This is a genomic window from Pseudomonas sp. C11 (assembly GCF_034683865.1).
In the GTDB taxonomy this organism is placed as follows: domain Bacteria; phylum Pseudomonadota; class Gammaproteobacteria; order Pseudomonadales; family Pseudomonadaceae; genus Aquipseudomonas.
Genome location: NZ_JAWIIP010000012.1, coordinates 98568 through 124655, shown reverse-complemented (window position 1 = coordinate 124655; position 26088 = coordinate 98568). Strand labels below are relative to the sequence as shown.

Annotated in this window: 22 protein-coding genes; 11 read left to right on the top strand and 11 right to left on the bottom strand. The window is 63.0% G+C overall.

Annotated elements, in window-relative coordinates; translation table 11 throughout:
- The first annotated feature begins 8 nt into the window (after nt 1–8).
- From hisS to VC352_RS19180, 7 genes are all read left to right on the top strand, one after another.
- Entirely contained in the window at nt 9–1298 is a 1290-nt protein-coding gene (hisS, locus tag VC352_RS19210) for a histidine--tRNA ligase (RefSeq protein ID WP_322981117.1), read from the top strand.
- 32 nt (nt 1299–1330) lie between these two features.
- Nucleotides 1331–1969, top strand: coding sequence for a tetratricopeptide repeat protein (locus VC352_RS19205; RefSeq protein WP_322981116.1), 639 nt, complete (start codon nt 1331–1333; stop codon nt 1967–1969).
- The gene (gene bamB, locus VC352_RS19200; protein WP_322981115.1) at nt 1962–3113 is read left to right on the top strand and encodes an outer membrane protein assembly factor BamB; all 1152 of its coding nucleotides are present in this window, start codon (nt 1962–1964) and stop codon (nt 3111–3113) included. The genes VC352_RS19205 and bamB overlap by 8 nt, the downstream gene beginning before the upstream one ends.
- Nucleotides 3114–3213: 100 nt before the next feature.
- Complete coding sequence (gene der / locus VC352_RS19195) at nt 3214–4689, top strand: ribosome biogenesis GTPase Der (protein WP_322981114.1); 1476 nt, start codon at nt 3214–3216, stop codon at nt 4687–4689.
- A 78-nt stretch (nt 4690–4767) separates the two neighbouring features.
- Nucleotides 4768–5916 (top strand): pyridoxal phosphate-dependent aminotransferase, encoded by a 1149-nt coding sequence (locus VC352_RS19190; RefSeq protein ID WP_322981113.1) that lies wholly within the window; start codon nt 4768–4770, stop codon nt 5914–5916.
- 73 nt (nt 5917–5989) lie between these two features.
- Nucleotides 5990–6772, top strand: coding sequence for an amidohydrolase (locus tag VC352_RS19185; protein ID WP_322981112.1), 783 nt, complete (start codon nt 5990–5992; stop codon nt 6770–6772).
- 17 nt (nt 6773–6789) lie between these two features.
- Nucleotides 6790–7251 carry a hypothetical protein gene (locus VC352_RS19180; RefSeq protein ID WP_322981111.1) on the top strand — a complete coding sequence of 154 codons (462 nt, stop codon included), beginning with the start codon at nt 6790–6792 and terminating at the stop codon, nt 7249–7251.
- 140 nt (nt 7252–7391) lie between these two features.
- Here VC352_RS19180 and leuA read toward each other — a convergent pair whose 3' ends face one another.
- The 6 genes from leuA to VC352_RS19150 all read right to left on the bottom strand — a co-directional run bounded on the left by leuA (nt 7392) and on the right by VC352_RS19150 (nt 14658).
- On the bottom strand, nt 7392–9068 hold the full coding sequence (gene leuA / locus VC352_RS19175; protein ID WP_322981110.1) for a 2-isopropylmalate synthase: 1677 nt from the start codon (nt 9066–9068) through the stop codon (nt 7392–7394).
- A 321-nt stretch (nt 9069–9389) separates the two neighbouring features.
- Nucleotides 9390–10055, bottom strand: coding sequence for a glutathione S-transferase (locus tag VC352_RS19170; RefSeq protein ID WP_322981109.1), 666 nt, complete (start codon nt 10053–10055; stop codon nt 9390–9392).
- Between the two features lie 28 nt (nt 10056–10083).
- Nucleotides 10084–11343, bottom strand: a complete 1260-nt coding sequence (locus tag VC352_RS19165) for a mechanosensitive ion channel family protein (RefSeq protein WP_322981108.1) — start codon at nt 11341–11343, stop codon at nt 10084–10086.
- Nucleotides 11344–11463: 120 nt separating this feature from the next.
- The gene (locus VC352_RS19160; protein ID WP_416340208.1) at nt 11464–12321 is read right to left on the bottom strand and encodes a peptidoglycan DD-metalloendopeptidase family protein; all 858 of its coding nucleotides are present in this window, start codon (nt 12319–12321) and stop codon (nt 11464–11466) included.
- Between the two features lie 52 nt (nt 12322–12373).
- A complete protein-coding gene (gene xseA, locus VC352_RS19155; protein ID WP_322981106.1) occupies nt 12374–13753 on the bottom strand; it encodes an exodeoxyribonuclease VII large subunit in 1380 nt (459 codons plus the stop codon).
- 26 nt (nt 13754–13779) lie between these two features.
- On the bottom strand, nt 13780–14658 hold the full coding sequence (locus VC352_RS19150; protein WP_322981105.1) for a LysR family transcriptional regulator: 879 nt from the start codon (nt 14656–14658) through the stop codon (nt 13780–13782).
- A gap of 88 nt (nt 14659–14746) precedes the next feature.
- On the opposite strand from VC352_RS19150, the gene VC352_RS19145 reads away from it, so the two are divergent.
- The gene (locus tag VC352_RS19145; RefSeq protein WP_322981104.1) at nt 14747–15214 is read left to right on the top strand and encodes a multidrug/biocide efflux PACE transporter; all 468 of its coding nucleotides are present in this window, start codon (nt 14747–14749) and stop codon (nt 15212–15214) included.
- A 56-nt stretch (nt 15215–15270) separates the two neighbouring features.
- A complete protein-coding gene (locus VC352_RS19140) occupies nt 15271–15825 on the top strand; it encodes a sugar ABC transporter ATPase (protein WP_322981103.1) in 555 nt (184 codons plus the stop codon).
- Nucleotides 15826–15909: 84 nt separating this feature from the next.
- Here the strand turns inward: VC352_RS19140 and VC352_RS19135 are convergent, their stop codons facing one another.
- The gene (locus VC352_RS19135; RefSeq protein WP_322981102.1) at nt 15910–18024 is read right to left on the bottom strand and encodes a TonB-dependent siderophore receptor; all 2115 of its coding nucleotides are present in this window, start codon (nt 18022–18024) and stop codon (nt 15910–15912) included.
- A 197-nt stretch (nt 18025–18221) separates the two neighbouring features.
- On the opposite strand from VC352_RS19135, the gene guaB reads away from it, so the two are divergent.
- A complete protein-coding gene (guaB, locus tag VC352_RS19130) occupies nt 18222–19691 on the top strand; it encodes an IMP dehydrogenase (protein ID WP_322981101.1) in 1470 nt (489 codons plus the stop codon).
- Nucleotides 19692–19899: 208 nt separating this feature from the next.
- The gene (gene guaA / locus VC352_RS19125) at nt 19900–21477 is read left to right on the top strand and encodes a glutamine-hydrolyzing GMP synthase (RefSeq protein ID WP_322981100.1); all 1578 of its coding nucleotides are present in this window, start codon (nt 19900–19902) and stop codon (nt 21475–21477) included.
- Nucleotides 21478–21542: 65 nt separating this feature from the next.
- Here the strand turns inward: guaA and VC352_RS19120 are convergent, their stop codons facing one another.
- From VC352_RS19120 to gap, 4 genes are all read right to left on the bottom strand, one after another.
- On the bottom strand, nt 21543–22058 hold the full coding sequence (locus tag VC352_RS19120) for a hypothetical protein (protein ID WP_322981099.1): 516 nt from the start codon (nt 22056–22058) through the stop codon (nt 21543–21545).
- Nucleotides 22059–22060: 2 nt separating this feature from the next.
- Nucleotides 22061–22531, bottom strand: coding sequence for a hypothetical protein (locus tag VC352_RS19115; RefSeq protein ID WP_322981098.1), 471 nt, complete (start codon nt 22529–22531; stop codon nt 22061–22063).
- A 162-nt stretch (nt 22532–22693) separates the two neighbouring features.
- Entirely contained in the window at nt 22694–24646 is a 1953-nt protein-coding gene (locus VC352_RS19110; RefSeq protein WP_322981097.1) for a putative bifunctional diguanylate cyclase/phosphodiesterase, read from the bottom strand.
- A 382-nt stretch (nt 24647–25028) separates the two neighbouring features.
- On the bottom strand, nt 25029–26030 hold the full coding sequence (gene gap, locus VC352_RS19105; RefSeq protein WP_322981096.1) for a type I glyceraldehyde-3-phosphate dehydrogenase: 1002 nt from the start codon (nt 26028–26030) through the stop codon (nt 25029–25031).
- Nucleotides 26031–26088 lie beyond the last annotated feature (58 nt).

The window sequence follows — 26088 nt, the reverse complement described above, 5'->3', positions numbered from 1 at the left end:
GATTCTTAGTGAGCAAGTCCCTGCAAGCCATTCGTGGCATGAACGACATCCTGCCGGAGCAGACGCCTGCCTGGCGCTACCTGGAAAGTACCCTGGCCTGCCTGCTCGATGGCTACGGCTACAAGGAAATCCGCCTGCCCATCGTCGAGTACACCGAGCTGTTCGCTCGCGGTATCGGCGAAGGCACCGATGTGGTCGACAAGGAGATGTACACCTTCCTCGACCGCAACGAAGAGTCCCTGACCCTGCGCCCTGAAGGCACTGCGGGTTGCGTGCGTGCCGTGCTCGAACATGGTCTGGCTGGTGGTGGCCAGGTGCAGAAGCTGTGGTACGCCGGCCCCATGTTCCGCTACGAGAAGCCGCAGAAGGGCCGCTATCGCCAGTTCCACCAGGTGGGGGTGGAAGCCTTCAACCTGCCAGGCCCGGATGTCGATGCCGAGTTGATCGTGCTCACCTGGCGGCTGTGGAAAAAACTCGGCCTGGCCGATGCGGTGACCCTGCAGCTCAACAGCCTGGGTTCCAGCGAGGCGCGCGCGGCCTATCGCGACGCGCTGGTGGCTTACCTGCAAGAGCGTTTCGACCAGCTCGACGAAGACAGTCAGCGCCGCATGACCACCAACCCGCTGCGCATCCTCGACAGCAAGAACGAGGCGACGCAAGCCGTGCTGGTCGGCGCCCCGACTCTGGGTGACTACCTCGACGAGGAATCGCGCCTGCACTTCGAGGGCGTCAAGGCGCGCCTGGATGCGGCCGGTATCGCCTATCAGATCAATCACAAGCTGGTGCGTGGTCTGGATTACTACAACCGCACCGTATTCGAGTGGGTCACCGACAAACTCGGTGCTCAGGGTACGGTCTGTGCAGGTGGTCGTTACGACGGCCTGGTTTCCATGCTGGGTGGCAGGGCTACGCCGGGTGTCGGTTTCGCCATGGGCGTCGAGCGCCTGGTGCTGCTGCTGGAGACTCTCGAGCTGTTGCCTGCCGATCTCAACCGCGCCGCCGATGCCTACATCTGCGCCTTTGGCGAGGCCGCCGAGCTGGCCGCGCTGACGCTGGCCGAGCGCCTGCGTGACGAAGTGCCGGGGCTGCGTCTGTTGCTCAACTCCGGTGGTGGCAGTTTCAAGAGCCAGTTCAAGAAGGCCGACAAGAGCGGTGCACGCTATGCACTGATTCTGGGGGACGACGAACTGGCAGGCCGCGTGGTAGGTTGCAAGCCGCTGCGCGACGACAGTGAACAACAAAGCGTTGCCTGGGATGCTCTGGCCGAGCATCTGGCTGCCTGCCTTCAGCACGCCTGAGCAGGCTCTCGATTAGGAGTACGGGGTTAGACATGCAGACCGAAGACGAACAGATCGCGCAAATAAAGGACTGGTGGGATCGCAACGGCAAGCCTCTGCTCGCCGGTGGCGTGCTGGCGCTGGTGGCTGTGGTCGGCTGGCAGGGCTGGCACAAGTACCAGACCAATCAGGCCCAGGGCGCGTCCGTGCTCTATCAGGAACTGCTGGAAACGGCGCTGGATCCGTCCGGCAAGCCGGATGCTGCCAGGGTCGCCGAGATCAGCAGCAAGCTCGAGAGCCAGTACGGTGGCACGCATTACGCCCAGTATGGTCGTCTGTTCGTGGCCAAGGTCGCGGTCGAAGCGGGCAAACTGGATGACGCCGCCGTCGAACTGCAGGCCGTTGTCGACAAGCCGGCCGACGCCACTCTCGGTGAGCTGGCGCGTCAGCGTCTGGCCCGTGTGCTGGCTGCGCAGGACAAGGCCGATGCCGCACTGAAGCTCCTCGACGCCAAGGTCGACGATGCTTTCGTGGCCAGCCGTGAAGAACTCAAGGGTGACCTGCTGGTGCAACTGGGGCGTAGCGATGATGCGCATACCGCCTACCAGAAGGCCAAGGATGCCCTGGCAGAAGATGCCGCCGTTGGCGGTTTGCAGATGAAGCTGGACGACCTGGCGAAAGGGGATGCCTGACGTGATGCGTTGGAAGAATGCCGCACTGCTGGCCCTGGCCCTTCTGGCCGTGGGTTGCAGCAGCAATAGCAAGAAGGAACTGCCACCGGCCGAGCTGACCAAGTTCGACGAAGAAGTCGAGCTGCGCACCGAATGGAGCCGTTCTGTCGGTGATGGCCAGGGCGAAACCTTCAACATGCTGGTTCCGGCCATCGACGGCGAGGTGATCTATGCCGCCGACGTCGACGGTCTGGTCATGGCCATGGATCGCACCAGTGGCGACGTACTCTGGCGCAAGAAGCTCGACATTCCGGTCTCCGGTGCCATCGGCGCTGCCTATGGCCAGGTTCTGCTGGGCACGCTCAAGGGCGAAGTGATCGCGCTGGACGCCAGCAACGGCGAAGAACAATGGCGCTCGCGCGTGACCAGCGAAGTGCTGGCTGCGCCGGCCAGCAATGGTGACATCGTCGTGGTGCAGACTCAGGACGACCGCCTGATCGCATTCGACGCCAGCACCGGCAGCCAGCGCTGGATCGTCGAGAACACCCCGGCCGTGTTGACCCTGCGTGGCACTGGCGCACCGCTGGTGACCAACCGTCTGGTGGTCGCCGGGCTGTCCAGCGGCAAGGTCATCGCCGTCGACGCCCAGCGCGGCCTGCCGGTCTGGGAACAGCGCGTGGCCATTGCCCAGGGGCGTTCGGAGCTCGAGCGCGTGGTTGATATCGATGGCGGCCTGCTGCTGTCCGGTGGCACCGTGTATGCGGTGAGCTACCAGGGCCGTGTGGCGGCGATGGATCTGGAATCCGGTCGTATCCTTTGGCAGCGTGAGGCTTCCAGCTCGGTGGGCGTTGCCCAGGGCTTCGGTAACGTCTACGTCAGCCTGGCAAGCGGCACCGTCGAAGCCATCGACGAGCGCAGTGCCTCGGCACTGTGGAGCAACGAGTCGCTGGCACGCCGTCAACTGTCGGCACCGGCGGTGTTCTCCAGCTACGTGGCCGTGGGTGACTTCGAGGGTTACCTGCACCTGCTGAGTCAGGTCGATGGGCGTTTCGTCGGTCGTACCCGTATCGACAGCGACGGCCTGCGTGCCCAACCGCTGGTCGTGGGTGACTGGATGTACGTCTACGGCAACAGCGGCAAGCTGGTGGCCCTCAAGATCAAATGACAGGCTATGCTGCCGGATACCCTCCGGTAGCACGCAACATCCTGGCCGCTGCCCCTGCAGCGGCCTTTGCATTTTCTGAATCAACCAAGTGGAGAGCCTGATGGTTCCCGTAATTGCCCTGGTGGGCCGGCCGAACGTCGGCAAATCCACACTGTTCAACCGCCTGACCCGCAGCCGCGACGCCATCGTCGGCGACCTTTCCGGTCTGACCCGCGACCGCCAGTACGGCGAGGCGAAGTGGCAGGGGCGTACCTACATCGTCATCGACACCGGCGGTATCTCCGGTGACGAGGAAGGCATCGACGCGAAGATGGCCGAGCAGTCGCTGCAGGCCATCGAAGAGGCCGATGCCGTGCTGTTCCTGGTGGACGCACGCGCCGGCATGACTGCCTCCGACCAGATGATCGGTGAGCACCTGCGTCGGCGTAACAAGCAGAGCTTTCTGGTTGTGAACAAGGTCGACAACCTCGACGTCGACCTGGCTCGCGCCGAGTTCAGCCCCATGGGCCTGGGCGAGCCGCTGGCGATTGCCGGTGCCCATGGCCGTGGCATCACCCAGATGCTCGAAGTGGTGCTCGGCAGCTTCCCCAAGGATGCCGGCGAGCCGGAAGAGGGCGCTGAAGAGGAAGAAGTGCTCGAAGGCCAGGAAGCCGCGCGCATCCCCGGCCCGAGCGAGAAGGACGGCATCAAGCTGGCCATCATCGGCCGGCCGAACGTCGGCAAGTCCACGCTGGTCAATCGCATGCTCGGTGAAGAGCGGGTCATCGTCTATGATCAGGCCGGTACCACCCGCGACAGCATCTACATCCCCTTCGAGCGTGACGACGAGAAGTACACCCTGATCGACACCGCCGGTGTTCGTCGCCGCGGCAAGATCTTCGAGGCGGTGGAAAAATTCTCGGTGGTCAAGACGTTGCAGGCCATCCAGGACTCCAACGTCGTGGTGTTCGTCATGGACGCGCGCGAAGGCGTGGTCGACCATGACCTCAACCTGCTCGGCTTCGTGCTGGAAAGCGGCCGCGCGCTGGTCATCGCGCTGAACAAGTGGGATGGCATGGATCAGGGCCAGAAGGACTACGTGAAGACCGAGCTGGAGCGCCGGTTGTTCTTCGTCGACTTCGCCGATATCCACTTCATCTCCGCCCTGCACGGCACCGGCGTCGGCCATCTGTACAAGTCGGTGCAGGCCTCGTTCAAATCGGCCATCACCCGCTGGCCGACCAGCCGCCTGACGCAGATTCTCGAAGACGCTGTCAGCGACCACGCACCGCCCCTGGTCAACGGCCGGCGCATCAAGCTGCGCTATGCCCACCTGGGTGGCGCCAACCCGCCGCTGATCGTGATCCACGGTAACCAGGTCGACGCCGTACCGCGTGCCTACACCCGTTACCTGGAAAACACCTATCGGCGCGTGCTCAAGCTGGTCGGCACGCCGATCCGCATCGAGTACAAGGGTGGCGAGAACCCCTTCGAGGGCAAGAAGAACACCCTCACCGACCGCCAGGTGAACAAGAAGCGCCGCCTGATGAGTCACCACAAGAAGGCCGAGAAGAAGCGCAGGGACAAGAAAAAATAGCCCCAGGCTTCAAGCTACAGGCTGCAGGCGATAAGCTTGGGCGCACTTTCCTGCACCCGGGGCTTGAAGCCTGTAGCCATGATTGTCAGCAAACTGCCCAACGTCGGCACCACCATCTTCACCCGCATGTCCCAGCTCGCTCTGGAGACCGGCGCGATCAATCTGTCCCAGGGTTTTCCCGACTTTGACGGGCCGCAGGCCCTGCGCGAGGCAGTGGCGCGGCACGTCATGGAAGGGCGAAACCAATACTGCCCAATGACTGGCCTGCCCGCGCTGCGCCAGCAGGTGGCGGCGAAGATTGCCCGCAGCTATGGCGTGCAGCGAGATGCCGACAGCGAAATCACCATCACCCCCGGTGCCACCGAGGCGATCTTCTGCGCGGTGCAGGCGCTGATCCGTGCCGGTGACGAAGCCATCGTCCTCGACCCCTGCTACGACAGTTACGAGCCCTCGGTTGAGCTGGCCGGTGGCCGCTGCGTGCATGTGCCGCTGGCTCTGCCGGATTTCGCCGTGGACTGGCAGCGCCTCGCCGATGCCATCACCCCGCGTACCCGGCTGATCTTCCTCAACTCGCCGCATAACCCCAGTGGTGCGCTGCTGAGTCGTGCCGATCTGGACAAGCTGGCCGAGCTGATTCGCGGGCGCGATATCCATGTGATCAGCGACGAGGTCTACGAACATCTGATCTATGATGGTGTGCCGCACGCCAGCGTGCTGGCTCACGAAGAGCTGTATCAGCGTGCCTTCGTGGTCAGCTCATTCGGCAAGACCTACCACGTCACCGGCTGGAAAACCGGCTACGTGGTGGCGCCGCCAGCATTGACCGCCGAACTGCGCAAGATCCACCAGTACGTCAACTTCTGCGGGGTAACCCCACTGCAGTTCGCGCTGGCCGATTTCATGGCGGCGCACCCTGAGCACGTCGAAGAGCTGCCGGCCTTCTATCAGGCCAAGCGTGATTTGTTCTGTGATCTGCTGGCCGACTCGCGTTTCACCTTCAGCCGTGCGCCGGGCACTTACTTCCAGTTGGCTGACTACTCGGCGATTCGCCCCGATCTGGACGACGTGGCCATGGCCGAGTGGTTGACCCGTGAGCATGGCGTGGCAGCCATTCCCGTGTCGGTGTTCTACCAGTCGGCGCCTGCGGACATGCGCCTGGTGCGCTTCTGCTTCGCCAAGCGTGAGGAAACCTTGCGCCAGGCGGCCGAGAAGCTGTGCGCGGTGTGAGAGTAGGGCGGGTGTAACCCGCCTCTGAGGAGTTGGCGGGGTTCACCCGCCCTACGGCGAGTGAGGCACCCCGATGAGCGACAAACCCGATCTCGAACTGGCGCTGATCCAGACCACCCTGGCCTGGCAGGATCCGGCGGCCAACCGTGAACATTTCCAGGCACTGCTGGAGCAGGCGCGCGGCGCCGATCTGGCGATCCTGCCGGAGATGTTCAGCACCGGTTTTTCCATGGAGTCGGCCGAGCTGGCCGAGCCTGAGGATGGCCCGACCACGCGTTGGCTGCGCGAGCAGGCGCAGCGTATCGAGGCGGTGATCTGCGGCAGCCTGATCATCCAGGCAGCAGACGGCAGCTACCGCAATCGCCTGCTCTGGGCACGTCCAGACGGTTCGCTGGCGCATTACGACAAGCGTCACCTGTTCCGCATGGCCGGTGAGCACAAGCATTACAGCGCCGGTGACGAGCAGGTGGTGCTGGAACTCAAGGGCTGGCGCGTGCGTCCGTTGATCTGCTACGACCTGCGCTTCCCGGTGTGGAGCCGTGATGCGGCGGGTACTGATCTGCTGCTGTATACCGCCAACTGGCCAGGCGCGCGCCGTCAGCACTGGAACCGTCTGCTGCCTGCTCGGGCCATCGAGAACCTGTGTTACGTCGCGGCTGTGAACCGTGTCGGCGAGGACGGCAAGGGACACGCCTATACTGGCGACTCCCAGGTGCTGGATTTCCAAGGCGAGACGCTCGCGGGCGCCGGTGACGCTGACGGCGTATTGCGCGCTCGGCTCTCGGTCGAGGCGTTAGCGGCTTACCGCGAGCGCTTTCCGGCGCACCTGGATGCCGACACCTTCACCTTGAACTGATCTTGGAGCTGCAAGACATGGACGTACAACAGGACAATCCCTTCCAGACCCCGCAGGCGGATCTGCAACCGGCCAGTACCGGCACCAGTGTGCAGCCGCTCTACCGCATCGCTGCCATCGGTGTCGGCACATTCCTGGGCACCCCGCTAGCCGGTGCCTGGATGCTCGCGCACAACCTGCAACTGCTAGGCAAGGCCGACCGCGTGGCGATGGTTTGGGGTTTCGCCGTGGCACTGTTTGCCCTGACCATCGCGTCGGGCTTTGTGTTGCCCGAAGAGGTGCCTGCGATGCCATTCGCCATCGCTCAACTGGTCGGTATGGTCATGTTGGCCAAGTACCTGACTGAAGCCGATATCCAGCATCATGAACAGGCAGGTGGTGCCTTTCTCTCCAACTGGCGCGCAGCGGGTATCGCGGTCTTGTTTTCCATCGGCGTGATGGCTTTGATTTTCGCCGTGCTGATGATTACCGGTTTTTGAAACGCACAGTGCAGCGGTCAGGTCTGCAGGCTGGCCATGTCGATTCGGTTGCTTGAGCCTGTCGCATCAATGCCCATAAGTGAGTTGCCTGCAAAAGAAAAAGGACGCCGCAGCGTCCTTTTCTTGACCGGTAAAGCAGATCAGGCTGCTTCGGTTTTCAGCTCGGCTTGCTTGACGGCGCGGTTCAGCGCACTGAACAGGGCGCGGAAGCTGGCGGTGGTGATGTTCTCGTCGATACCGATGCCATGCAGCGGGCGCTGGCCGTCCAGGCGAATCTCGATGTAGCAGGCCGCCTTGGCGTTGGCGCCGCCGCCGATGGCGTGTTCGTGATAGTCCATCACCTCGACGGCGACCGGCAGGCAGGAAGCCAGGGCTTCCAGCGCACCTTTGCCCGAGCCGTTCCATCGTTGCTCCTGACCGTCGACGCTGACCTTCGCTTCGACGGTGCTTTCGCCGTTCTCTTCCTGCAGACGATGGCCTTCCAGGGCATAGGGCTGGGTGGCTTGCAGGTACTCGCTTTCCAGCAGCTTGTAGATCTGCGCGGCGGTCATTTCCAGGCCGAGACGGTCGGTTTCACGCTGCACCACCTGGCTGAACTCGATCTGCATACGACGCGGCAGGCTGATGCCGTATTCCTGTTCGAGCAGGAAAGTGATGCCGCCCTTGCCGGACTGGCTGTTCACGCGGATCACCGCCTCGTAGTCGCGGCCAATGTCGGCCGGGTCGATCGGCAGGTAGGGCACTTCCCACAGGGCGTCTTCCTTCTGCTGGGCGAAGCCCTTGCGGATGGCGTCCTGGTGCGAGCCGGAGAAGGCGGTGTGTACCAGGTCGCCGACGTAGGGGTGGCGCGGGTGTACAGGAAGCTGGTTGCAGTCTTCGACCACCTTGCGCACGGCGTCGATGTCGGAGAAGTCCAGCTCCGGGTCGACGCCCTGGGTGTAAAGGTTCAGCGCCAGGGTCACCAGGCAGACGTTGCCGGTGCGCTCGCCGTTACCGAACAGGCAGCCTTCGACGCGGTCGGCGCCGGCCATGACGGCCAGCTCGGAGGCGGCGACGCCAGTGCCACGGTCGTTATGGGTGTGCACGCTGATCAGCACGCTGTTGCGGCGATCGACGTGGCGACCGAACCACTCGATCTGGTCGGCGTAGTTGTTCGGCGTGGCGCACTCGATGGTGGCCGGCAGGTTGAGGATCAGCTTGTTCGCCGGGGTCGGCTGGAACACCTCGATTACCGCGTTGCACACCTCGACCGCGAAGTCGATTTCGGTGCTGCTGAACACTTCCGGCGAATACTCGAAGCCCCACTGGGTTTCCGGCGCGGCATCGGCCAGGCGCTTGATGGTGGTGCCAGCGGCCACGGCGATGGCTTTGACGCCGGCCTTGTCCTGATTGAAGACGATCTTGCGGAAACTCGGCGCGCAGGCGTTGTAGTAGTGAACGATGGCCTTCTTGGCGCCCTTGAGCGACTCGAAGGTGCGCTCGATGAGATCGTCACGGGCCTGGGTCAGTACCTGGATGGTGACGTCATCGGGAATATGGCCACCCTCGATCAGCTCGCGGACGAAGTCGAAGTCGGTCTGCGAGGCGGACGGGAAGCCCACTTCGATTTCCTTCAGGCCCACGGCCACCAGGCACTTGAAGAAGCGCATCTTCTTCTCGGCATCCATCGGCTCGATCAGCGACTGATTGCCATCGCGCAGGTCGGTGGACAGCCAGATCGGCGCCTTGTCGATGATCTTGTCCGGCCAGGTGCGGTCAGGAATCTGGATCTGGGTGAAGGGGCGGTACTTCTTCGACGGGTCTTTGAGCATGCTCATGAGTAGGTCCTGCGAAATAGGGAGGCGAACACGAGGCCGCAGCGGCCAGGAAACGGAGCTTCAGATGAGGCTTCGCAGTCGCGGGCTGACCAGTCGCAGACATGCGAGCTGGCGGACGAGAAAGAAGACGTTGGCGGTTTTCATGGGGGAAACCCTATCCATCGTGCGTGGATATGGCAATGCTTGCCAAAAAAACGCCGATTTATTGCGGTTTGGTTTTTATCGATGGATTTTATTGCTCGAAACGAGGCGTTTTCAGCGAATCGTGTTTGTTGCGTCTGGCCAGCGAGGGAACCCTCGCTGGCCAGACCTGATCCGGGCTCAGTCGGCGTAGTCGTAGGCGCCGCCCTTCTCCAGCGCGCGGCGATAGGCCGGGCGGGCGTGGATACGCTGCAGGAAGTCGTGCAGGCGCGGGTGGTTCGACAGCACACCGCGCGCGGCAGCGGCCTCGAGCGGGAAGCTGAGCTGGATATCGGCGGCGCTGAAGGCGTCGCCAGCGAACCAGTCGTGTTCGCTCAACTGGTTTTCCAGGTAGTCGAAATGCAGCTTCAGTTGCGGCGTGATGAAGGCCTGACTGACCTTGTCGGCGATGCCCCGGGCGATGGGCTTGATGAAGAAGGGCATGGGCGAGTTGCGCAGCTTGTCGAACACCAGTTTGAGCAGCAGCGGCGGCATCGCCGAGCCTTCGGCGTAGTGCAGCCAGTAACGGCAGCGCAGGCGCTCCGGGCTGCCGGCGGCTGGCAGCAGCCAGTCGCCATGGCGTTCGGCCAGGTATTCGATGATGGCGCCGGATTCGGCCAGGGTCAGTTCACCATCGGTGATCAGCGGCGATTTGCCCAGCGGGTGCACCTGGCGCAGCTCTGCGGGGGCCAGCATGGTCTGCGGGTCGCGCTGGTAGTGCTTGATCTGGTAGTCGACGCCGATTTCTTCGAGCATCCAGAGAATGCGCTGCGAGCGCGAGTTGTTCAGGTGATGCACGGTGATCATGGCAGGCTCCGATCGATTCGAGGGCGGCTCAGTGGGGCTGTTCGGATGTAGGTAGGCCAGGGCGCAGCTCACGCATGTCCGCGCCGCTGGGGTGCTGGAACACGCGCAGGCCGAACTCGGGGAGGATGGCCAGCAGGTGATCGAATATATCCGACTGGATGCCCTCGTAGGCATTCCATACCGTGGTGTTGGTGAAGCAGTAGATCTCCAGCGGCAGGCCGTCTGCGGTGGGGCTGAGCTGGCGCACCAGCAGGGTCATGTGCTGGTGCACGTTCGGGTTGTGCCGCAGGTAGTGCTCGATGTAGGCACGGAAGCTGCCGATGTTGGTGATACGGCGGGTGTTGACCGCCTGCTTGCCGTGCTCGGCCAGTTTCAGGTTCCACTCGCGCAGTTCCTGATCCTTGCGATCGAGGTACTCGTCGAGCAGCATGAAGCGGCGCAGGCGGGCGATTTCCTCGTCGCTGAGAAAGTGCACGCTGGTCTGATCCAGATACAGCGAACGCTTGATTCGCCGGCCACCGGATTCCTGCATGCCGCGCCAGTTCTTGAACGGGTCGGTGATGAAGCGCCTGGTCGGGATGGTGGTGATGGTCTTGTCGAAGTTCTGCACCTTGACCGTGTGCAGGGCAATGTCGATCACGTCGCCATCGGCATTGAGCTGGGGCATCTCCACCCAGTCGCCGACGCGGATGATGTCGCTCGAGGAAATCTGCACGCTGGCCACCAGCGACAGCAGGGTGTCCTGGAAGATCAACATCAGTACCGCAGCCATGGCGCCGAGGCCGGACAGCAGGATCAGCGGCGAGCGGTCGATCAGGGTGGCCACCATGAGGATCGCGGCAATGGCGAAAATGGCGATCTTGACGACCTGCAGGTAGCCCTTGATCGGCTTGAGGTGGGCATCGCGGCGACGCTGGTAGAGGGTGTTGAGGATATCCAGCAGGGCGCCGATGGCCAGGGCGATGGTCAGGACGATGAACGCACTGCAGACGTTCTGCGTGACCTTCACCACGGCTTCGGGCATGTCCGGCACCACCGCCACGCCGGAGGTCAGCACCAGCGCCGGGACGATATGCGACAGGCGCTTGATGATGCCGCTTTCCTTGATCTGGCCATGGCGGCCCAGCGCCGTGGCACCGACCACGCGGTAGATGGCGCGCACCAAAATGCGCCTGACGATCCAGTTCGACAGCCAGGCCGCGACGAGCAGGGCCAGGGTGGCGGTCAGCGTGAGCAGTTTCGGCTGTTGCTGCAGCCAGTCCATCCAGATTGTGAGCTCATTCGGCATATCCGGCTCCGAAGCACGCAGTGAAGAAAGCAGGCCTTGTCGCGCCTGCGTTCCGGGGCGCCGTACCCTAGCAAAAAAGCATTGCCAATCGAAACGCCAGGTGTTGCCGGTTGCGTCGGCTCAGGGCTTGAAGGCACCGATGAAAATGGCCGGATCGACGCGGGCATCGTTGAGGCTGACGTTCCAGTGCAGGTGCGGGCCGGTGGCGCGCCCGGTGGCGCCGACCTTGCCGATGTGGCCGCCGCGCGGGATCTCGTCACCCAGTTTCACGTCGATGGCCGACAGGTGGCAGAACATGCTGATCAGCCCCTGTCCATGGTCGAGGAACACCGTCTTGCCGTTGAAGAAATAGTCGCCGATAAGGATGACCTTGCCGGCTGCCGGGGCCTTGATCGAGGTGCCACGGTTGGCCGCGAAGTCCAGGCCCGAGTGTGGGTTGCGCTCCTCGCCATTGAAGAAACGGCGCAGGCCGAAGGGGCTCGACAGTGGCCCGTTGACCGGCCTGTCGAACATCAGGTTGCTTGGCTGGCGGGCGCTGAATTGTTGATAGGCGCGGGTCTGCTCGGCCAGCTCGCGCTCGATGCGCGCGAGGTTCTTGGCGTTGGGCGTGACCTGCTGCTGGTTTTTGATGGTGATGCGCTGCTCGGCGTAATGCTTGGCGCCGACCCGGAAGCTCAGTGCCTGGCCGCCCTCGACCGTCACTTGCTGAGCGCCGGGGTTGACGCTGAGCGGGATGCCGACGATGGCGATCCAGCGTTTGCCGTCCTCCTGCACGGTCAGTACCGGCTTGCCCTGGTAACGCACCTTGGGTGCCTGCGCCTGATCACCCAGATCGACCACCGCCACGCCACCGGGTACTGGCTTATTCAGGAGGCGGGTGATAAAGCCTTCGGCGTGGGCGGGCAGGGCCAGGTACAGCGTCAGGACGAACAGACCTAGCTTGTGTAGGAGCGGGCTCTGCCCGCGAAGCTTCTGCATCATAAATGTTCGCGAGCAGAGCTCGCTCCTACGCAGGGATGTCGCCATTCGTTTAATCCAGCAGCGACAGGGTCGCCGGTTCTATGTGGTTGTCTTCGACACGCACGTCCAGCTCGCCTTCACCCAGGCGCGCCTTCAGGCGCTGGCCCGGCTGGGTCTGCGCGGCGCTGCGCACTGCCTGGCCACGTTCGTCGAGAAGAATGGCGTAGCCGCGACCCAGGGTGGCCAGCGGGCTGACGATCTGTAGCTGGCCGGCCAATGCCGCCAATTGCTGGCGCTGACTGCGCAATTGCCCCTGCATGGCGCGAGGCAAGCGTGCGGCCAGTCCGTCCAGGCGCTGGCGCAGCAGCGCCAAATTGCGCCCCGGATGTTGTGCAGCAAGACGCGCATCCAGACGCGCCAGGCGCTCGCGTTGATTGGCCAGTTGCTGGTTAAAGGCGCGGCGCAGGCGCATGTCCAGATCGTCCAGGCGCTGGGCCTGCTGGCGCAGCCGCTCGCCGGGGTGACGCAGACGCCGGCTGGTGCCTTCCAGGCGCAGGCGCTCGCGGGCCAGGCGACCCTGCATCTGCAGCACCAGGCGGCGCTGCAGGTTGTGCAGGCGCTGCACCAGCTCGCTGCTGTCCGGGGCCAGCAGCTCGGCGGCGGCCGAGGGCGTCGGCGCGCGTACGTCGGCGACGAAGTCGGCGATGGAAACATCCGTCTCATGACCCACGGCGCTGACGATGGGCGTGACGCAGGCCGCCACGGCGCGGGCCACGGCTTCCTCGTTGAAGCACCAGAGGTCTTCCAGCGAGCCACCGCCACGGGCCAGGATCAGCGCGTCGAACCCTTGCGCGTCGGCACGTTGCAGGGCACGGACGATCTGCGCGGTGGCCTCACGGCCCTGCACAGCGGTGGGGATCAGGTTCAGCTCCACCTGCGGTGCGCGGCGGCGGAACACGCTGATGATGTCGCGGATCACGGCGCCGGTCGGCGAGGTGACGATGCCGATGCGCTTGGGATGGGCGGGCAGGGCGCTCTTGCGCTCGGTGGCGAACAGCCCTTCGGCGCCGAGCTTTTCCTTCAGCGCTTCGAACGCCAGGCGCAGGGCACCGTCACCGGCGGGCTCCACGGCATCGAGAATCAGCTGGTAGTCGCCACGGCCCTCGAATAGCGAGACCTTGCCGCGCACCTTCACCGCCAGGCCATCACGCAGCGCCTGGCGCACGCGCGCGGCATTCTGTCGGAACAGCGCGCAGCGCACTTGGGCCTGGCTGTCTTTCAGGGTGAAGTAGAGGTGGCCGGAGGCGGGGCGGGCGAGGTTGGAGATTTCCCCCTCGACCCAGATGCCGGTGAACACGTCCTCCAGCAGCAGGCGGGCGCGGTTGTTGAGCTGGCTGACGCTGAGCACCTTACGGTCGAGGTTCAGGCGGGCGAAGGGATCCTTGATCATGGGCGGCATGATAAGCGCAGAGGCGCTCAACTGTCTTCGAGCAGACGCTCGAGCAACCAGGCCGCCACCGGGCCGAGTTCGCGCTGACGCGACCAGATGGCGTCCACCGTCACCTGGCGAGGCCAGCCATTGCAGGACAGTTCATGCAGGCCACCGAAGCCGTACGCCTCGACCAGTTGCCTAGGCAGCTCGGCCCAGCCGAAGCCCAGGCGCGCCATCTCCAATAGCATCAGGTAATCCGGTGCGGCCCAGCAGCGCCCGCCACTGCCGGGTAGGTCGTCGCTGTTGGTGTCGTCGTTGGCGACGCTGCTCAGGCGCAGCAGGCGCCAATGCGATAGTTCCTCCGTGCGCACCTGGGCCAGCTTGCTCAGCGGATGATCCTTGGCCACGAACAGGCCGAATTCGCTGCTCATTTCCAGACGGGCATGGGCGATATGCGGCGGGTATGTCGGCAGCGCGGCGATCAGCCCCAGTTGCGCACGGCCCTGGGTGACCAGGTCGAGCACGTCGGCCTGCTCGGCGATCAGGCTCTCGAACTGCAGGTCGGGAAAGCGCTGATCCAGCTCCTGCAGACGGGCCTCGAAACGCTTGGGCTGGTAGGCATCGGACAGCGCCAGGGTCAGGCGCGCCTCCTGGCCCTTGGCCAGGCTGGCGGCATGTCGTGCCAGGCGGTCGGCGGCGCAGAGCACCTGTTCGGCATGATCCAGCAGGCTGGCACCGGCTGCGGTCAGTTGCAGGGTGCGTGGGCCGCGCTCGAATAGGGGCACGCCCAGATCGATTTCCAGGCGGGCGACGGCCTCGCTGACGGTCGACTGGCTCTTGCCCAGGCGCCGTGCGGCGGCGCTCAGCGAGCCGCAACTGGCGGCCTGGGCGAAGGCCTGGAGGGCTTCGGGAGATATATTCATATCGGTTTAGCCGATGGCTGCTGCCTTTGGTTTGGCTGGTAAGCCGATGATCATAGCGCCCATCGTCATTCATCACGAGGTTCGCTCCATGAATCATCCCCTGCCGCGCTCCCTGCGTGAGCGCATCGGTCACGCCCTGGCCTTCGAGGGTATCGCCGTGCTCATCTGCGCACCTGCGTTGGCCTGGGCCATGGACAAACCCTTGGTGCACCTCGGGGCGCTGACCCTGATGTTCTCTACTGTCGCCATGCTCTGGAACATGCTGTTCAACTACCTGTTCGACCGGGCGCAGCAGCACCTGGGCTTCGAGCGCGGGCTGTGGGCACGGCTCAGCCATGCGCTGCTCTTCGAAGGTGGCCTGGTGGTCATGCTGGTACCGCTGGCGGCCTGGTGGTTGTCGATCAGCCTGCTCGAGGCGTTGCTGCTCGATATCGGGCTGATCCTGTTCTTCCTGCCCTATACCCTGGGCTTCAACTGGATCTATGACGTGCTGCGGGCGCGTTGGCTGGCGCGGCGCCAGGCGCAGGGGGCTTCGGCAGTCTGTCGCGGGGCTTGATTGGCTGGCTGCAGCGGCTAAGCTGCCGCCCTTTCCTCGCCAGCTTCCCGAGCACCATGACCGCGCAACTGATCCTCGTCCCGCAGATATCCACGCTTCCCGCCCATGAGCAAAAGGCCCAGGCCATGCTGCGCTGGCTGGTCAAGCGGGAGATCGTCGCGGCGCTGCCGACCACCTGCGGGCAAGGCGGCAACGGCATGGCCTACGCCATCGGGCCAGGTGCTCGGCGCATTGCTCAGCGCCCGGAGTTGCTGCCTTACGGCCAGCCGCACAATGGCCTGGAGATCATCACCAAGCGCTGCATCTATTTGCCAACACGTGATTTTCTCGAGGAGGCGGGCTGCGCCGAATGCCGCCGCGAAGTGGGCGTGCCGCTGTTCGACAGCCTGGAAGTGTGGTGGCCGGGGGAGACCGACAACTTCACCTGCCCGGAATGTGGGCACGAAGATGACATCAACGGCTTCCTGTTCCTGCAACCCTGTGGCTTTTCCAACCTCGGCTTTATCTTCAATGGCTGGGCTGAGGCTGGCCTGCGCCCGGCGTTCGTCGAGGAGTTCGGCGAACGCCTGGGCTTTGCCGTCAGGCAGGTGCGGGTGGACGATCCGGCTTGAGCCGTTTTCTGAAATTGTGGGAGGGGCTTTAGCCGCGACTTGTGCTGTTTTCAGTCGCCGCTGAAGCGCCTCCCACGGGACGTTTCAGAACTCGACGCTGGCCGACAGGCGCAACTCGCGTGGCTCGCCGACGGCGATACGCAGGTCGCCACCGCTGGAGGGGTAGTACTCCTTGTCGAACAGGTTGTTGGCATTGAGTTGCAGCGTGGTCTTGTCGCCCAGTAGGCGCGTGGTTTCCCAGGAGACGAAGGCGTCGGCGACGGTGTAGCTGTCCAGCCATGCGCTGTTGGCATTGTCCACCGCGCGCTTACCGACGTAGCGTGCGCCGCCGCCAACGCGCCAGAGACCGAATTCGCTCGGCATCGCCAGGTCGTGACTCAGGTACAGGCTGCCCATGTTCTTCGCCGCGTTGACTAGGGCATTGCCCTTGTCATCCGGGTCGTCGAGGATTTCCGTGTCGATGTACGCGTAGGTGGCGATCAGGTTCCAGCGTTCGGCGATGCGCCCGGTCAGATCGATCTCCATACCGCGTGAACCGACCTTGCCGGCGGCTTCGTCGTTGCCATTGTTGGTGACCACTACGTTCTTCTTCTCGATGTCGTAGAAGGCAATGTTGGCGCTCAGGTCGGACGTGATGTCGTACTTAGCGCCGACTTCGCGGCTCTTGCCTTCCTCGGGGTCATAGGCGCTGGCGTCGGACAGGCTGTCGGACTGGTTGGGTTTGAACGACTCGCTGTAGTTGGCATAGAGCGAGAGCTTGTCGGTGACGGCGAACACCACCCCCGCGAACGGCATGAAGGCCTGGCCTTGATCGTCGATCAGGCGGTCGTAGTTACTGCCCAGACCCTGATCCAGATACTGGTCGTAGCGCTGATAACGACCACCGAGCACCAGGATCCACTGATCGTCGAGATGCCAGTTGTCCTTGGCGTAGATCGAGTTGGAGTGCAGTTCATCGCGGCGGTCGCTTTGCGTGGCGCTCAAGGCTCTCGATTCGGCGAGGTTGCCGTAGACCGGGTTATAGATGTTGAAGTTGCTGCTGGCAGCGCCACGGTACGTGTCACCACGGAAGTTATCGACCTGCTCATCATCGATACCCAGCAGGATTTCATGGCGCTGGTCGAACAGGAGGGTGTCACCGATCCAGTCCCAGGCAGCGTACTGCACCTGGTTGTCGTATTCGGCGCCGTTGGCGCGGCGGGTCAGGGCGCCTGTATTGGCATTCACCGCAGTGGCGACTGCCTCGGCGAAGTCGTACTTCTCCTGATTGAAACTGTAGGTGAAGCGGGTCTTCCAATCCGGGTTCAACTGGTACTCGATGCGTGCATCGAAGATCTGGTCGATACCTTCGTTCTTCGCCCAGGGCTCGCCGAACTGCTGGTTGTAGCGGGTATTGGCGATGCGCTTGTTGACCAGCACCGTGCCGCGATCAACCGGTGTGGAATATTCCTTGTACTGGTAGGACAGATCGATGCGCAGGTCTTCGCCCGTCCAGCTCAGCGAGGGAGCGATCAGGCTGCGCTCGTCACTGCCGTAGTTGCGCCAGTAATCCTCGTGTTGTCGCTCGGCCACCAGACGATAGGCGAAACCGCTGTCGCCCAGCGGGCCGGTGGTATCGACCGACAGGTTGCCGCCGCCGAAGCTCGACTGTGCGCCTGAAAGACGAGTGCGCTGGCTGTATTCGGGGCGCTTGCTGATGACATTGATTAGCCCGCCCGGCTCCAGCGCGCCATACAGCAGCGAGGCCGGCCCCTTGAGAACCTCCACGCGCTCGGTGGTGGCGTCGAAGTTGCGCGACAGGTTGCTGCGCACCCCGTCGCGCAGCGTCGAACCGTCGGTATTGGTGCCGAAGCCGCGTTTGACGAAGCCATCCTGGGTGCCGGCCAGGGTGTTGCTCTGGGTCATACCGCTTACGAACTTCATCGCATCGTCCAGCGAGTTGACCTGGAAGTCCTCGATGGTCTGCGGGGTGACCACCTGTACCGATTGAGCCTCATCCTTGAGCGCGACAGAAGATTTGCTCGCCGTGCTGGCGCGTTTGGCCTGGTAGCCATTTTCATCGGCAGCGGGAGCGGGAGCGGCGGTGATGTCCTGGCTGGGCAATTCCAGTTCCTGGGCCAGCAGAGCGCTGGTGGGAAGCAGGCAAAGGCTGAGCAGAGCGGCGTGACAGCCACTCAGGGAAGGGCGGTTGGATTTCATTTGCTACTCAGGTGCGGGCGTTTTTGAGAATCATTATTTTATGTGTTCTCTCCTGTGCATGCCTAGGGGCAGTTGTCGTTTCGATGCGAGAGGCAGTGAGGTCAGAATCAGCCTGCCGATCAACACTTTGCATTGAGTGCAGCGAGGTCGCTGGGTATAATGCCGCGCTTCTTATTTTTCCCGCTCGGGAGCCCGCCATGCTGCGCATCAGCCAAGAAGCACTCACCTTCGACGACGTCCTGCTCATACCCGGTTATTCCGAGGTTCTGCCCAAGGATGTCAGCCTCAAGACCCGCCTGACGCGCGGTATCGAACTGAATATCCCACTGCTGTCCGCCGCCATGGACACGGTGACCGAGGCACGCCTGGCCATCGCCATGGCGCAGGAAGGCGGCATCGGCATCATCCACAAGAACATGACCATCGAGCAGCAGGCTGCCGAAGTGCGCAAGGTCAAGAAGTTCGAGGCGGGCGTGGTCAAGGATCCGATCACCATCGAAGCCGACGCCACCGTGCGCGATCTGTTCGAGCTGACTCGTCAGAACAACATTTCCGGTGTACCGGTGCTGTCCAACGGTGACCTGGTCGGTATCGTCACCTCCCGCGACGTGCGCTTCGAGAATCGTCTGGACGCCCTGGTGCGCGACGTGATGACGCCGAAAGAGCGCCTGGTCACCGTCAAGGAAGGCGCCACCAAGGAAGCCGTGCGCGAGCTGCTGCACAAGCACCGCATCGAGAAAGTGCTGATCGTCGACGACGCCTTTGCGCTCAAGGGCATGATGACCGTCAAGGACATCGAAAAGGCCAAGGCCTACCCGCTGGCGAGCAAGGACGACCAGGGCCGTCTGCGTGTTGGCGCTGCCGTCGGCACCGGCGCTGACACCGGCGACCGTGTGGCGGCTCTGGCTGCCGCTGGCGTCGACGTGATCATCGTCGACACCGCTCATGGCCACTCCAAGGGCGTGATCGACCGCGTGCGTTGGGTCAAGCAGAACTTCCCGGATGTCCAGGTGATCGGCGGCAACATCGCCACCGGCGCGGCCGCTCTGGCACTGGTCGAGGCTGGCGCTGACGGCGTCAAGGTCGGCATCGGCCCAGGCTCGATCTGCACCACGCGCATCGTCGCTGGTGTCGGCGTGCCGCAGATCAGCGCCGTCGCCAACGTTGCTGCCGCGCTGGCGGGCACTGGTGTGCCGCTGATCGCTGACGGCGGTATCCGTTTCTCCGGTGACCTGTCCAAGGCCATCGTCGCTGGCGCTTCTGCCGTGATGATCGGCTCGATGCTGGCCGGCACCGAAGAAGCTCCGGGCGAAGTCGAACTGTTCCAGGGGCGTTCCTACAAGGCCTACCGCGGCATGGGCTCGCTGGGCGCCATGGCTCAGGCACAAGGTTCGAGCGACCGTTACTTCCAGGACTCCTCGGCCGGCGCCGAGAAGCTGGTGCCGGAAGGTATCGAGGGTCGCGTGCCGTACAAGGGTGCGATGGCGGCCATCGTTCACCAGTTGATGGGTGGCCTGCGTGCCTCCATGGGCTACACCGGCTGCGCCACCATCGAAGAGATGCGCACCAAGCCGGAGTTCGTGCGCATCACTGGTGCCGGTATGGCTGAGTCGCACGTCCATGACGTGCAGATCACCAAAGAGGCTCCCAACTACCGAGTCGGCTAAAAAATCGATTTGACGCTGCTGCGTTTGCGCATGCGGCGTTGGAGAAAAACTCGAAATGCTCATTTGCTTCAGCAAACTCCGCTTTCTCGTTTCTCTCCGCCTTGCCTGCTCGTCGCTCGCGACGCGGCAAATCGATTTTTGCCATGTATGAATAACGGGGCTGTTCGATCAGCCCCGTGTCATTTGTGAATACCTACGAGAGACGGCCATGGCCCACGACATTCACGCCCACCGCATCCTCATTCTGGACTTCGGTTCCCAGTACACCCAACTGATCGCCCGCCGCGTGCGTGAGATCGGCGTTTATTGCGAACTGCACCCCTGGGACATGAGCGACGAGGACATCCGCGCCTTCGCCCCGCGCGGCATCATCCTCGCCGGTGGCCCGGAGTCGGTGCACGAAGCCAACAGCCCGCGCGCGCCGCAGGCCGTATTCGACCTCAACGTTCCGGTGCTGGGCATCTGCTACGGCATGCAGACCATGGCCGAGCAACTCGGCGGCAAGGTGGAGGGTTCCGACCTGCGTGAGTTCGGCTACGCCCGTGTTGACGTGGTTGGCAGGAGCGAGCTACTGGCCGGCATCGAAGACCATGTCGACGCCGACGGCGTGCTGGGCCTCGATGTGTGGATGAGCCACGGCGACAAGGTCACCCGCCTGCCGGAAGGCTTCCACATTCTCGCCAGCACCCCGAGCTGCCCGATCGCCGCCATGTGCGACGACACTCGCCACTACTACGGCGTGCAGTTCCACCCGGAAGTGACCCACACCAAGCAGGGCGGTCGCATTCTGTCGCGCTTCGTGCTGGAAATCGCTGGCTGCGAAGCCCTGTGGACGCCGGCCAACATCGTCGAAGACGCCATCGCCGCCGTGCGTGCCCAGGTCGGTGACGCCAACGTCCTGCTCGGCCTGTCCGGCGGTGTGGACTCCTCGGTGGTCGCGGCGCTGCTGCACAAAGCCATCGGCGACCAGCTGACCTGCGTCTTCGTCGACAACGGCCTGCTGCGCCTGCACGAAGGTGACCAGGTGATGGCCATGTTCGCCGAGAACATGGGCGTCAAAGTGATTCGCGCCAACGCCGAAGAGCAGTTCCTCGGCAACCTGGCTGGCGAAGCCGACCCGGAGAAGAAGCGCAAGATCATTGGCCGCACCTTCATCGACGTGTTCGATGCCGAAGCCAGCAAACTGGACAACATCCAGTTCCTCGCCCAGGGCACCATCTACCCGGACGTGATCGAGTCGGCTGGCGCCAAGAGCGGCAAGGCCCACGTGATCAAGAGCCACCACAACGTCGGCGGCCTGCCCGAGGAAATGAACCTCAAACTGGTCGAGCCGCTGCGCGAACTGTTCAAGGACGAAGTGCGCAAGATTGGCCTGGAACTGGGCCTGCCCTACGACATGGTCTACCGCCACCCGTTCCCGGGCCCTGGCCTGGGCGTGCGCATCCTCGGTGAAGTGAAGAAGGAATACGCGGACATCCTGCGTCGCGCCGACCACATCTTCATCGAAGAACTGCGCAAGGCAGACTGGTACCACAAGACCAGCCAGGCGTTCGTGGTGTTCCAGCCGGTGAAGTCGGTTGGTGTGGTTGGTGATGGCCGCCGCTACGCCTGGGTCGTTGCCCTGCGCGCCGTGGAAACCGTGGACTTCATGACCGCTCGCTGGGCGCACCTGCCCTACGAGCTGCTGGAAACCGTCAGCGGCCGCATCATCAACGAGATCGACGGCATCTCCCGCGTCACCTACGACGTGTCGAGCAAGCCGCCAGCGACCATCGAGTGGGAGTGAACCCACCGCGCTGAGTGATGCAGGAGAAAACCGGCTTCGGCCGGTTTTTTCATGGCTGCATGCTTTCAGCGGTGCAGCAGAGAGAGCGTTACAGTGAGTACGAATAGGCTCAGGCTAAGGAAGCTGATCAGCAGAATGCGTCTATCCCGACGAATCTGACTGGTGAGTATCGCCTGGCGTTGGCGCCAATCGCAGGCGATGGTGATCCAGCGCTTCTCCAGCAGTTGGCGCCAATCGTCCTCGTTCAGCCAGCAGGCAACATGGTGTGCTGGCAGATCCAGCGCTGGGAACAGTTCCTCGCAGGTCAGCGGTCCCAGGGACATCTGAAAGTGTTGCCCATGGCGCTCGCAGTCCAGTTCGAGGCGGATTTGCGGGCGGGTATCCTGGACGTGGATGTCCTCGGGGTTGGGGGTGAATACTTCATAGGCCGTGATTTGCGCTGTACCCGGGCGCAGCAAAGCTCGGTGGATTTTTTCCCAGAGCAGTCGCGCGAGTTTGTAGAAGCCCCAGACGGAGAAGGCGGAAAGCAGCAGGCTGATCAGCCACAGTAGGCCGCCGAGCAGAATGAAGACCACGATCATGCTCAGAGCCCTGTTAGCAGGGTCGGCGCGGCTTCCCAGATCATGTAGCCCATGATCATCAGCATGATCGCGGCGAATGGCGATGCGGCGTTTGGTGATTCCGGGGTGGCATCGGCTGGGTTCGCTTTGGGAACGTAGAGTAGAAAAGTGCCGGCCTGCTGGTTGAACTCGACGTGCTCTTGGTTGAGCACGAGATGCTCCACTTCGTAGGTACGCTGTTCGTACTCGTAACGCAGGCGATAGACGGGTTTGAGACTGACAATTGTGGTTTTGCCAGCGCTGATGCGTGCGTTGACAAGTTTCTGATCGATGATCACCGCTTTCACGATGTCGTGCGGGCGGCTGAGCCTGTAGCAGTCCGTCCAGATCATTTCGCCGAATGCGGCCATGAGCCCGATCCACATCAGCAGGAGCAGGGGCGTGATCGCTGCGATCATGATCCCCAAGGGTGCGTCGAAGAAGAAGCTTTCCATGTCAGGGCGCGCGTTTCCTTTGAATTGCCTGGCGATTCTATCCAGGTACGGCTGTCCTTTTCTCAGCGTTATCTCTCAGTCGCGACCTCGACGTTTGAGGCTGGCAAGTGCAGGTAGCGGTTATGCGTCTCCCCGTACGTAAACGCGCGTTACGCCCGCTTATCACTGGATCAAACCGTCTGCCTTGGCCGGTTGCTTGTTCTCAAGCCAAGCGCTGATTTCGCTGGCGTGCATGGGTTTGGAGAACAGGTAGCCCTGGGCCCAGGCGCAGCCGAGACTTTTTAGAGCGTCGAGTTCGGCGGCGGTTTCCACGCCTTCGACGATGCACTCCAACTGCATATCCTGGCACAGGGCAACCAGCGACCTGACGATCTTGAAGCTGGCCGGATCGACGTGGATGTCGGTGACGAAAGTACGATCCACCTTCAGCTTGGTCAGTGACAGCGCGTGGATGTGGCTCAGGCTGGAATAGCCGGTGCCGAAGTCGTCGAGTGAAATACCGCAGCCCAGTTCGCGCAACCGGCTGATCGTCCGTTGGGTCTGCGGCAGGTCTTGAATGGCTGCTGTTTCGGTGATTTCCAGATCGAGACAGGCCGGGTCGAAACGACTGCTCTTGATCAGCTCGACGATCTGCTGGGCGGCGTCCTCTGAACTACAGTCGTGGGCGGAGAGGTTGAATGACAGGCGCATACCTGCAGGCCAGCTCGCGGCGGCTTCCAGCGCTTTGCTCAGCAACGGTAGCGTGAGGCGATTGACCAGGCCGATACGCTCGGTGATCGGGATGAACTCATTAGGTGGCACGCTACCCAGCTCCGGGCTTTCCCAGCGCGCCAGTGCCTCGAAGGCGACGGTTTGCTCACGGTGAATATCCATGATCGGCTGGAACACCACGTGAAATTCACGCTCCAGGTCGGCCCTGCGCAGGGCCTGTTCGGTCAGGCCTTCGCGATTGAGCTGCTGGTGATGAACGGCGCTGAACAGGCAGGCCGTTCCGGGCCGATGGCGCTTGCTCTGATACAGGGCGTAGTCGGCGTATTCATACACTTGCACGGCGCTGGAGGCATGATCCGGGAAGGTCGCGATACCCAATGAGCCGCTGATCTGAATCGGGATGTCCACCAATAGAAACGGCTCGCGCATGCTGGTGCAGATTTTTTCGCCAAACGCCCGGAGTTGGTCGTCGCTCATGGGCCTGGTGATGATCAGGGCGAACTCGTCGCCGCCCAGTCGGGCCAGGTGCACATCGTCGTCGAACAGCCCGCTCAGGCGCTGGCCAACCTGATAGAGCAGCTTGTCACCGACGCGATGGCCATACAGATCGTTGACCGGCTTGAAGCCATCCAGATCGATCAATCCCACAGCCAGGCGAGCCTCCTGATTGCGGGCGCGGGACAGCTGCGTGTCGAGGCGGGAGAAGAACTGCCGGCGATTGGCCAGGCCGGTCAGGCTGTCCTGATTGGCCAGATGCAGGTTTTCCTCGCTGAGTTTTGCCGTATGCGCCTGCATGTTCACCATGCGAGTGAAGTCGGCGTACTGCGTCTTGAGAATGATCAGCATGGCGATGGATACCAGCAGCACATCAATCGCCGTGGCCACGAAGGTAATGATGTGGGTCGACGCGAAGAACAGCACGAACGCCGTGTTGACCACTGCAGCGGTGACCAGGGCGGCTGGCAGCAGATGCATCATGCAGAAAATGCAGCCGATGACGGTGATCGCCATATAAAAGGCGACATGCGCCTGGGTATAGCTGTTGCCATAGGGAAACAGCGCCAGCGACCAGGCAGTGAACGCCACGGCCACGAAAGGCGCGAGCATGTTGGTGCGTTTCAGTGCCGTCAGCATTTGCTCCGTGCTTTGTGCCTGCTTGCGCGTGCGTATCCAGCCGACCGAGCGAATGACGCCGAACACCATCATGAGCAACGGGCAATACACCACAAGCCAGTGCGGCGCGAAGACAAGGTGGGTGCCAGCCAGCATCAGGGTGTTGACCAGCAGGATGAAATACATCATGGGCAGTTGGCGAGCCAGTGCGATGTATTGCGCCTTGATCAGGTCAGGGTTGTCCTTGGGTACGGACATCAGTGCTCTTACGGCGAGCAGGGTTTTCTTCATCGCGCGTCGCTCTGAAAACACAACCGGATAAGTGACTGGACGGATTGTCGTTGCCGGCCGGTACTGAGCAGGGTTGCACGCTGCTCTAATGGGATCCTATCGGCCGACCCTCAGATTTCTACATTCTTTACGACTGGTGGCACTTTGATTTTTTTGCGCCGGCAGGTCGTGCTGGCTGCGAGCAATATTCGTGGCGTTCATGCTGGCAGCCTTGCGTCAGGCGCTTGCAGGCACTTGCGCCAATCCGGCGCGCTTAAGTGCGCGGCCGGTGTTGTCACATCGTCGGCCCTTTAGTTGCTACTTCGAGCTGGCTTTGGCCTCGGGGCAGTATCCCGCAGCCTTATCGGCCGCTTGGATCCGGGAGGGCAGTCAATCGATGTCCTTACCTCACCGCACACGCCGCCAGGCAGGTATCGAGCATGCGGTTGGAGAAGCCCCATTCGTTGTCGTACCAGGCCAGTACCTTGACCAGGCGGCTGTTCACCTTGGTGTGGTTGGCGTCGAAGATCGACGACAGCGGGTTGTGGTTGAAGTCGCAGGACACCAGCGGCAGCGGGTTGTAGCCCAGTACCTTCGAGCCTTCGGCGGCGGCGCGTAGCAGGGCGTTGACCTCTTCAACGCTGGTATCGCGCTGCACTTGCACGGTCAGGTCTACCAGCGACACGTTAATCACCGGCACCCGCACCGCCATGCCGGTCAGACGTCCGGCCAGTTCCGGCAGCACCAGGCCTACGGCTTCGGCGGCGCCGGTCTTGGTGGGGATCATCGACTGGGTGGCCGAGCGGGCGCGGAAGGGGTCGGCGTGGTAGACGTCGGAGAGGTTCTGGTCGTTGGTGTAGGCGTGGATGGTGGTCATCAGCCCGCTTTCGATGCCCAGTTCGCGCTGCAGCACCTGGGCCACCGGCGCCAGGCAGTTGGTGGTGCAGGAGGCGTTGGAGATGATCTGCTGATCGGCGCGCAGGCTGCCTTCATTGACGCCATAGACGATGGTGGCATCGGCGCCCTTGGCCGGGGCTGAGATGATCACCTTGCGCGCGCCAGCGGCCAGGTGCGCGGCGGCCTTGTCGCGTTCGGTGAACAGGCCGGTGCACTCGAACACCACGTCGACCCCGAGCGCCTGCCACGGCAGTTCGGCGGGGTTGCGGATGGCGCTGACCGCGATGGCGTCGCCGTTGACGATCAGGCTCTGCCCGTCGGTCTCGACCGATGCAGCGAAAATGCCGTGTACGCTGTCGTACTTGAGCAGGTGGGCATTGATCGCGCTGTCGCCCAGGTCGTTGATCGCGACCACCTGCAGATCGTCGCGATAGTTCTGGGTGTAGAGGGCGCGGAGCACGTTGCGGCCGATGCGACCGAAACCGTTGATGGCAATTCGCAGTGTCATGGGGCTTTTCTCGTTTTGTTGTTTTAAAACAAGATTATTCCCGTGAGGCTAGAAATCA